Raw genomic sequence first — 9,282 nt, 5'->3', positions numbered from 1 at the left:
TGAGCCTCGGCGCGCTGCGCCGCGGGTACTGACGCTCCGGCAACTTCCCGGCGGGTCGGGGTTTTTCCTCCGATACACCATTGCTCCCCGCCGGTGACCACGGATACCTTCACCCTTCAACAGATCCGCCCGTGCGCGTCAGGCGCACGGGCGGTCGCACGGATGAGGTGGAGTTTCCATGGCACATCCCCGATCCAGACGCGTGCGGGCCCTGGCCCTGCCCCTCGGACTGGCGCTGACCGCGTCCCTCGGCTTCCTCCCGTACGCGGCCACCGCCGCGCCCCGGGACGCGGCCCCGGCCGGCGCCGCGAAGGCCGGCGGCCCGCTGCTCTCCTACGTCGTGAACACCACCCCCGGCCGGGCCGCGGTCGGCAAGGTCGAGAAGGCGATATCCCGGGCCGGCGGGAAGGTGGTCACGGCCCATGAGCGCATAGGCGTGATCGTCGCCCACTCGTCCGACCCCACGTTCGCGGCGACCCTGCGCACGGTCGACGGGGTGCAGTCGGCGGGTGCCACCCGTACCGCGCCGCTGACGCCGTCCGCCACCACCGACATCGGCAGGCCGCAGCGGATCGAACGGCCGAAGGCGCAGTTCGGGGCGGCGGCCAGGGCGAAGGGCGAGGAGCCGTTGGAGTCCCTCCAGTGGGACCTGCCGGCCATCAAGGCCGATCAGGCCGCGAAGGTGAACCCCGGCAGCAAGAAGGTCACCGTCGCCGTCATCGACACCGGCGTGGACGACACCCATCCCGACCTCCGGCCGAACTTCTCGGCGAAGCAGTCCGCCAACTGCGTGGGCGGCGTGCCCGACACCTCCCCGGGCGCGTGGCGGCCGTACGACCCGCAGGAGGACTACCACGGCACGCATGTCGCGGGCACCATCGCGGCGGCCCGCAACGGTGTCGGCATCGCCGGTGTCGCGCCCGGTGCGAAGGTCTCGGCGATCAAGGTCAGCGAGCCGGGGACCAGCATGTTCTACGCGGAGAACGTGGTCTGCGCGTTCGTCTTCGCGGCCGACCACGGGGTCAAGGTCACCAACAACAGCTATTACGTCGACCCGTGGATGTTCAACTGCAAGGACGACGCGGACCAGGCGGCGATCACCGAGGCCGTCGGCCGGGCCGCCCGGTACGCCGAGGGCAAGGGCGTCCTCAACATCGCCGCGGCCGGCAACTCGAACCTCGACCTGGGCGCGAACAAGCTCACCGACTCCTCCAGCCCCAATGACTCCAAGCCTGTCACGCGCACGGTCAACCCCAAGACCTGCTGGGACATACCGACGCAGCTGCCGGGCACGGTGACCGTCTCCGCCACCGGCTCCCACACCCTGAAGTCGAGCTACTCCAACTACGGCCTGGGCCAGGTCGATGTGGCGGCCCCGGGCGGCGACTCCCGCCAGGTGCCCGAACTCCCCGCCAAGAACGGCAACATCCTCTCCACCCTGCCCGGCGGCGACTGGGGCTACCTGGCCGGTACGTCCATGGCCACGCCGCATGTCTCGGGCGTCGCGGCGCTGCTGGCGAGCACCCACCCGAAGTCGAGCCCGCAGGAACTGCGGTGGCTGCTCAGGGCGCAGGCCGTCAACCCGGGCTGCCCGGTGGGCGACGCCACCTGCACCGGTACCCGGCACGTCAACAGCCACTTCGGCTACGGCATCGTCGACGCGCTGCGCGCCGTGACGAAGTAGCCGCCGCGCCAGGACCCTCGCACGGTGCCGCCCCCGGGACGGGGCGGCACCCCGGCGGGCTCAGGCCACGGCCGGGCGGACGGCGGCGGGGGCGCCCGCGGCCCGCGAGACGCCCAGGGCCAGGGCGTACTGGGCGGCGATATAGGTCAGCATGATCCACAGGTGGACGGCGGGCAGCTGCGGCCAGTCGGCGAGACCGGTCGCGATGAGGCTGTCGGACAGCAGGAACAGCAGTCCCCCGGCCGCGGCCGGCACCCCGATCCGCAGCGCGAAGTAGGCCATGGTGGTCAGCAGCAGGCTGTAGCCCGCCACCGGGAGCCGCAGTGTGTCCGGCAGTCCGGGCCACAGCAGGGCCACGGTGACGGCGCAGGCGGCCGCGTAGGCGCCGGCGAGCGCGGCGGTACGGCCGGGCCGTCCGCGTGCCGCCGTTCCGTGCCGGGTGAACAGCGCCAGATAGCAGAGGTGTCCGGCGGCGAAGGCGCCCATGCCCGGCAGGAAGAAGTCCCCGCCGATCTGGAGGAAGGTGTCGCCCACGCAGCCGCACAGCAGTGCCCCGGCGAGCAGCCGGGGGCAGCCGCGGGCCAGGACGTGGGCGGCGAGGACCGGCATCAGGGCGGGCTTGGTCAGCAGCACGGCGGTCCGCGCGGCGCCGCCGGGGCCGGCGCCCGCCTGTGCCGCCAGCCCGGCCAGGTGAACGACCGTCAGCGCGGCGAACACGGCGAGGAGGACGCGGGCGGCGCGGGGGTACGGGGCGCTCATGCGGCCCGCCCGCCGGCCGTCCTGGTCCGGTCGCGTCGTACCCGGCCGCCGGGCCCGCGTGCGGTCTTCGCCGTGGCGGTGTCCGGTGGCGCGGGCTGCCAGCCCGGTCCGCGGAAGATCCGTCCGGCGCGTTCGCGCCAGCCGGTGGCGGCCCGCAGGTCGCGGGCGATGGCCGCGTACTCGTGGGTGGCCACCCGCAGCGGGTTGTGGGTGGCGATGTTCTTGGTGAGGCCGTAGACGGGGCGGACGGTCTCGGGGACGAAGGTGCCGAACATCCGGTCCCAGACGATGAGGATGCCGCCGAAGTTGCGGTCCAGGTAGCCGCCCTGGGAGGCATGGTGCACCCGGTGGTGGGAGGGGGTGTTGAGGACGTACTCGAACGGCCTGGGCAGGGTGCCGACGCGTTCGGTGTGCACCCAGAACTGGTAGACGAGGTTGACGGACGAGCAGAAGGCGACGGCCGCCGGGTGCACGCCGAGCGCCACCATGGGCAGGTAGAACGGCCAGACCGTCCAGCTGGTCCACGGCTGCCGCAGCGCGGTGGTGAGGTTGAACTTCCTGCTGGAGTGGTGGACGACGTGGCAGGCCCACAGGACGCGGACGACGTGGTGGCCGCGGTGCGACCAGTAGTAGAAGAAGTCCTGGGCGAGCAGCATCAGCGGCAGCGTCCACCACAGGACGGGGACGCGCAGCGGGGTGACCGCGTAGAGGGCGGTGTAGATCGCGACGATCGGGATCTTCCACAGCGCGTCGAAGACCAGGCTGCCGGCGCCCATGGTGAGGCTGGTGGCCGCGTCCTTGGCGTCGTAGCCGGCGGCGTCCTCGTCGGGGCGCAGGCGGTAGCTCACCATTTCCACGACGGTGAGCAGGGCGAAGGCGGGCACGGACCACAACACGACATCGGGCAGGTGCGGCATGCCCCGCACCATAAGGGCGCCGGTACGGGCCCCGCTAGAGGTTGTTACCGAGAAGTATGTGAGACGCTTCGTCAGCTGCGGGCCGGGGGCGTACCGGTGGTAGCACCGCCCGCCGCGGTCACCGCGCGGGCCGGGCGCCCGGGGAGCGGTGGTGGCGACGTCGGTTCGGTGGCTGTCGGTGGTGGCCCGTATCCTCAGTGACCATGCTCGAAGACCGCATGGCAGCAGCCGGCCCGACCGCCCCCGGGATCGGGCGGCAGCCGGGCCCGCAGACCCCGCCGGCCTCCTGGCCCGACGCGTATCCCGAGGGGTACGCGGTGGTCGACGTGGAGACCACCGGCCTGGCGCGCGACGACCGGATCATCTCCGCCGCCGTGTACCAGCTCGACGCCCGGGGGGAGTTCCAGGACCGCTGGTACACCCTGGTCAACCCGCAGCGGGACCCGGGCCCGGTGTGGATCCACGGGCTGACCAGCGAGATGCTGGCCGACGCGCCCCTCTTCCCGGAGATCGTCCCGGAGCTGTCGCGGCGCCTCGACGGCCGGGTGCTGGTCGCCCACAACGCGATGTTCGACTGGTCGATGATCGCCCGGGAGTACGCCCGGGCCGAGGCGACCGCCCCGGTGAGCCGGCGGCTGTGCACCATCGCGCTCTCCAAGGAACTGGGACTGCCGCTGCCCAACCACAAGCTGGAGTCGCTGGCGGCCCACTACGGCGTGGTGCAGGAGCGGGCCCACCACGCCCTGGACGACGCCCGGGTGCTGGCCGAGGCGTTCCGGCCCAGCCTGTGCCGGGCCGCCCGGCAGAACCTCCGGCTGCCGCTGCTGGCGTGCCAGCCGCTCACCGAGTGGTCCGCCTCGCCCGCGCCCCGGCAGCGCACGGGGTCCTCCTCCTACCGCCCGGCGTCCTGGCGGCCGTCCCGCAAGCGCCCGGCGTGCCCGTACCCCAACCCGGGGCGCTACGAGCCGGGCGGGCCGCTGGTGCAGGGGATGCGGGTCGCGTTCTCCGGTGACACCTCCGTCGACCGCGAGCTGCTGGAGGACCGGGCGATCGAGGCGGGGCTGCACATCGCCACCAGCGTCTCCCGGCTGACCAGCCTGCTGGTGACCAACGACCCGGACGCGCACACCTCCAAGACCGTCAAGGCGCGGTCGTTCGGTACGCCCGTCGTCGACGAGGCGGCCTTCACCCAACTGCTCCGTGACGTGGCGCCCGCGCCCGGCTCCGACTGAGCCGCCCGCCCCCTGTGGCGCCCGCGTCCGGGTGAAGCGCTCCCCACACGCCCGGTCGCACGGCGCCCGGCGGCGGCCGTGCCCGCACACTGTGGCCCATGGCACGTTGCGAGGTCTGCGGTAACGAGTACGGCATGACGTTCGAGGTGCACGCGCAGGGCGCGGTGCACGTCTTCGACTGCTTCTCCTGCGCCATCCACCGCATGGCGCCGATCTGCGAGCACTGCCGGTGTCAGATCATCGGGCAGGGGGTGGAGGCGGAGCAGCACTGGTACTGCGGGGCGCACTGCGCCCGCGCCGCCGGCCGGACCGGCATCGTCGACCGGGTCTGACGGCGGCCGGACCCCGTGCCGGGGGGCCGCCGCGCGCCAGGTAACGTCGGACCGTGTACCGCTTCCTGTTGACCCGGCAGTGGGTGATCACCACCCTGGTGGCGCTCGCCCTGATCCCGGCCATGACCGAGCTGGGGTTCTGGCAGCTCCACCGCCATGAGCACCGGGTCGCGCAGAACGCGCTGATCGACGCGAACCTGAAGGCGAAGCCGGTCCCGGTCACCTCGCTGACCTCCCCCGGCCGCACGGTGCCCCGCGACGACATGTGGCGCCGGGTCACGGCCACCGGCACCTTCGACGGCGCGCACGAGGTCGTCGTCCGCCAGCGCACCGCCGCCGACGAGCAGAAGATCGGCTACTACGTCCTCACCCCCCTCGACCTCGACGGCGGGGGGACGTTGCTGGTCAACCGCGGCTGGATCCCGACCGGCAACGACCTCACCCGCTTCCCCGACGTCCCGCCCGCCCCCAAGGGCACCGTGCGCCTCACCGGCCGGCTGATGGCCGACGAGACCACCGCGAACAGCGGGATCAAGGACACCCGGGGGCTGCCCGCCCGCCAGGTGATGCTGATCAACAGCGAGCAGCAGGCCGAGCGGCTCGGCCGGCCCGTCCTCGGCGGCTACATCGAGCAGATCGGGCCCGAGACCTCCGGCGACGACCGGCCCCAGCTCGTGCCCGCACCGGACCACGACAGCATCGGGCCGCACATCGCGTACGCGATCCAGTGGTGGCTGTTCGCCGCCGCCGTACCGGTCGGCTGGTGCGTCCTGGTCCGCCGCGAGCGCCGTGACCGGCTGGCGGCCACCGCGCGGGAGGCCGCCGGGCCCGCCCCCGACGGCGACGACGGCCCGGCCCCGGAAAGCGCCGTAGCCCGGACAGCCGCCTCCGCCGAATAGCGCCCCCGCCCGGCGGGAAAGGCCGCTGAGTGCACCCACGTATCGAGGACTACGCGCTCATCGGCGATCTGCAGACCGCCGCGCTCGTCTGCCGCGACGGCTCCATCGACTGGCTGTGTCTGCCGCGCTTCGACTCCGGCGCCTGCTTCGCCGCGCTCCTCGGCACCCGGGAGAACGGCCACTGGCAGCTCTCCCCCGCGGACCCCGAAGCCCGCTGCGCACGCTCCTACCGCGGCGACTCCCTCGTCCTGGACACCGTGTGGCGCACCGCCACCGGCCGGGCCCGGGTCACCGACTTCATGCCGCAGCGTGACCGCGCCCCGGACGTCGTACGGATCGTCGAGGGCCTCGACGGCGAGGTCGCGATGCGCGGGGTGCTGCGGCTGCGGTTCGACTACGGGCGGCTGGTGCCCTGGATGCGGCGCTGCGACGGGCTGCGGGTCGCGGTCGCCGGGCCGGACGCGGTGTGGCTGCGCACCGAGCCCGAGGTCACCACCTACGGGAAGGGCTTCAGCACCTGCTCGGACTTCACCGTCGGCGCCGGCGAGCGGGTCGCTTTCGTCCTGACCTGGCACCCCTCGCACGAGCCGCGGCCGCGGCTGGCCGACCCGTACGAGGCGCTCGACACCACCCTGGAGGACTGGCACGACTGGTCGGCGCGCTGCCGCTGCCCCGGCCGCTACCGCGACGCCGTGGTCCGCTCCCTGATCACGCTCAAGGCCCTCACCTACGCGCCCACCGGCGGGATCGTCGCCGCCCCGACCACCTCGCTGCCCGAGTGGCCCGGCGGTATCCGCAACTGGGACTACCGCTACTGCTGGCTGCGGGACGCCAGCCTCACCCTGAACTCCCTGCTGCTCGCGGGCTATCTGGACGAGGCCGCCGCCTGGCGCGACTGGCTGCTGCGCGCGGTGGCCGGCGCGCCCGACGACCTCCAGATCATGTACGGGCTGGCCGGTGAGCGGCGGCTGCCGGAGGCCGAGCTGCCGTGGCTGAGCGGCTACGAGGACTCGTTCCCGGTGCGGATCGGCAACGCCGCCGTCGAGCAGTTCCAGCTCGACGTGTACGGCGAGGTACTGGACTCCTTCCACATCGCCCGCACCAACGGAATGCCGTCCCAGCCGCACGCCTGGAGCATCCAGCGCGCGGTGATGGACCACCTCGAAGGCAACTGGCGGGAGCCGGACGAGGGCCTGTGGGAGATCCGCGGCCCGCGCCGGCACTTCGTCCACTCCAAGGTGATGGCCTGGGTGGCGGCGGACCGGGCGGTGCGCACCGTCGAGGCGCGGCCGTCCCTGCGGGGGAACGCCGACCGCTGGCGGGCGATGCGCGACGCCGTCCACCGCGAGGTCTGCGACCGCGGCTACGACGCCTCGCGCAACACCTTCACCCAGTCCTACGGTTCCTCCGCCCTGGACGCGGCGACGCTGCTCATCCCCCGCTCCGGATTCCTGCCGGGCAGCGACCCCCGGGTGGTGGGGACCGTCGACGCGGTCCGCAGGGAGCTGTCCCAGAACGGCCTGGTGCGCCGCTACGGCACCGACGACGGCGCGGTCGACGGGCTGCCGGGCACCGAGGGCACCTTTCTGGCCTGCTCGTTCTGGCTCGCCGAGGCGCTGCTGCTGACCGGCCGGGCCAAGGAGGCGCACGCCCTGTTCGCCCGGCTGCTGGAGCTGCGCAACGACGTGGGCCTGCTGGCCGAGGAGTACGACCCGCTCTCCCGCCGCCAACTGGGCAACTTCCCGCAGGCGTTCAGTCACATCGGTCTGGTGGGGGCCGCCTACGCCCTGCTGGGCGGGGCCGGGGCAGACTAGGGCCATGGACATCGGACTCACCGACCGGACGTATGTCGTCACCGGGGCCACCCGCGGGCTGGGCCTCGCCACCGCCCGCGCGCTCGTCGCGGACGGCGCCCGCGTCGTCCTCTCCGGACGCACCGAGGAGAGCGCCGCGGCGGCCGCCGCGGAACTGGGCGAGGGGGCGCTGGGCGTCGCGGCCGACAACGCCGACCCCGGCACGCCCGAGCGGCTGATCGCCGCCGCCCGCGAGCGGTTCGGCCGCTTCGACGGCGTGCTCGTCAGTGTGGGCGGCCCGGCCCCCGGCACGGCCGCAGGCAACACCGACGCGCAGTGGCGGGACGCCTTCGAGACGGTCTTCCTCGGCGCGGTGCGGACGGCCAGGGCGGCCGCCGCCGAGCTGGGCGAGGGCGGGGTGATCGGCTTCGTGCTCTCCGGCTCGGTGTACGAGCCGATCGGCGGGCTGACGATCTCCAACGGGCTGCGCCCCGGCCTCGCCGGGTTCGCCAAGTCGCTGGCCGACGAGGTGGGGCCGCGCGGCATCCGCGTCGTCGGGCTGCTGCCCGGCCGGATCGCCACGGACCGGATGACCCAGCTCGACGCGCTCTCCGGCGACCCGGAGGGCTCCCGGGCCCGCAACAACGCGCTGATCCCGCTGGGCCGCTACGGCGAGCCGGACGAGTTCGGCCGGGTCGCGGCGTTCCTGCTGTCGCCGGCCGCCTCGTATCTGACCGGGGTGATGGTGCCGGTGGACGGCGGGGCGCGGCGAGGTATCTGAGGGCCCGGTCAGCGGACGCGTTCGGCCCGGTGCCGCAGTGCCCGCAGCCGCACCTCGGCCGGCAGCCGCTCCAGCCCGGCCGATGTGCGGACATGGGCCAGCGCCTCGTCGGACAGGCGCCGTACGACGGTGTCGGGGTCCGCGTGCGGGGCGAGGACCAGCACGGCCCGCACCCGGGGCGCCCGGCGCCGCCCGGTGAGCCGCACCGTCGCCCGGTCCACGCCGTCGAGGATCTCGGTCTCGTCCGTCAGCACCCGTTCCAGGGCGCGCCCGCGGACGGTGGCGCCCTCGCCGTCACCGCTGTCGACCTCGATCTCCCGGAGCCCGCGGCGGCGTGACTGGGCCAGCAGCCACCACAGCAGGAGCAGCACGAGGACGGCCAGGGCGGCGAGGACGGCGGGCCACCACCAGCCCTGGTCCGTCCAGCGGGTGCGCCGTCCCGCGGGGAGCGGCACCGCGTCCGGTGGTGGCCAGTGCCGGCCGCCGGGCAGGGTGGCGCCCCACCGCGCGGGCAGGCCGAGGCCGGTCAGCAGCACCGCCCCTCCGGCGCCCAGCAGCACCAGCCCGGTCAGGGCGAGCAGCACCCGGTTGACGATGCCGCGGCCCGTGCCCATCGCCGTCACCTCCCCGGCCGCCGGACGCGGACGGACAGGGGCGCGGGCCGGGGCCGCCCGAGCCGCCGCACCCCCTCGCCGAGGACGGTGCCGAGGTCGTCGCGGACCTCGTCCGGTTCCCGGAAGTGCGACACGGCCCGTACCCGTACCCGGCGCCTGCCGACGCGGACGCGGACCGACCGGACGCCGGGGACCCGCAGGGCGTGGTCGCGCAGGATCAGGGCGGCGGCCGGCCGGTCCAGGGCCGCCCGGACGCCGGGGGCGGTACGCC

General features: G+C 74.2%; 10 protein-coding genes. 6 read left to right on the top strand and 4 right to left on the bottom strand.

Annotated elements, in window-relative coordinates:
* Positions 1–178: 178 nt before the first annotated feature.
* Entirely contained in the window at positions 179–1,684 is a 1,506-nt protein-coding gene (locus AC51EU_RS22860) for a S8 family serine peptidase (protein ID WP_496268913.1), read from the top strand.
* Between the two features lie 60 nt (positions 1,685–1,744).
* Here AC51EU_RS22860 and AC51EU_RS22855 read toward each other — a convergent pair whose 3' ends face one another.
* On the bottom strand, positions 1,745–2,443 hold the full coding sequence (locus AC51EU_RS22855) for a lysoplasmalogenase (protein ID WP_496268912.1): 699 nt from the start codon (positions 2,441–2,443) through the stop codon (positions 1,745–1,747).
* Positions 2,440–3,360, bottom strand: a complete 921-nt coding sequence (locus AC51EU_RS22850; RefSeq protein WP_496268911.1) for a sterol desaturase family protein — start codon at positions 3,358–3,360, stop codon at positions 2,440–2,442. The genes AC51EU_RS22855 and AC51EU_RS22850 overlap by 4 nt, the downstream gene beginning before the upstream one ends.
* A 203-nt stretch (positions 3,361–3,563) precedes the next feature.
* On the opposite strand from AC51EU_RS22850, the gene AC51EU_RS22845 reads away from it, so the two are divergent.
* From AC51EU_RS22845 to AC51EU_RS22825, 5 genes are all read left to right on the top strand, one after another.
* On the top strand, positions 3,564–4,592 hold the full coding sequence (locus AC51EU_RS22845; protein ID WP_496268910.1) for a DEDDh family exonuclease: 1,029 nt from the start codon (positions 3,564–3,566) through the stop codon (positions 4,590–4,592).
* Positions 4,593–4,690: 98 nt separating this feature from the next.
* The gene (locus tag AC51EU_RS22840; RefSeq protein WP_496268909.1) at positions 4,691–4,924 is read left to right on the top strand and encodes a metallothionein; all 234 of its coding nucleotides are present in this window, start codon (positions 4,691–4,693) and stop codon (positions 4,922–4,924) included.
* A gap of 53 nt (positions 4,925–4,977) precedes the next feature.
* Positions 4,978–5,823 (top strand): SURF1 family cytochrome oxidase biogenesis protein, encoded by an 846-nt coding sequence (locus AC51EU_RS22835; RefSeq protein WP_496268908.1) that lies wholly within the window; start codon positions 4,978–4,980, stop codon positions 5,821–5,823.
* Positions 5,824–5,852: 29 nt separating this feature from the next.
* Positions 5,853–7,637, top strand: coding sequence for a glycoside hydrolase family 15 protein (locus AC51EU_RS22830; RefSeq protein ID WP_496268907.1), 1,785 nt, complete (start codon positions 5,853–5,855; stop codon positions 7,635–7,637).
* A 4-nt stretch (positions 7,638–7,641) separates the two neighbouring features.
* Positions 7,642–8,397 (top strand): SDR family oxidoreductase, encoded by a 756-nt coding sequence (locus AC51EU_RS22825; RefSeq protein ID WP_496268906.1) that lies wholly within the window; start codon positions 7,642–7,644, stop codon positions 8,395–8,397.
* A gap of 8 nt (positions 8,398–8,405) precedes the next feature.
* Here the strand turns inward: AC51EU_RS22825 and amaP are convergent, their stop codons facing one another.
* Both amaP and AC51EU_RS22815 read right to left on the bottom strand, forming a co-directional pair.
* Complete coding sequence (gene amaP / locus AC51EU_RS22820) at positions 8,406–9,011, bottom strand: alkaline shock response membrane anchor protein AmaP (RefSeq protein WP_496268905.1); 606 nt, start codon at positions 9,009–9,011, stop codon at positions 8,406–8,408.
* 5 nt (positions 9,012–9,016) lie between these two features.
* A partial coding sequence (locus AC51EU_RS22815; protein WP_496268904.1) for a DUF6286 domain-containing protein occupies positions 9,017–9,282 on the bottom strand: 266 nt, incomplete at its 5' end.

It is taken from the genome of Candidatus Streptomyces philanthi (assembly GCF_059553635.1).
The sequence above is the reverse complement of the archived record's forward strand: the minus strand, read 5'-3'. Positions and strand labels throughout refer to the sequence as shown.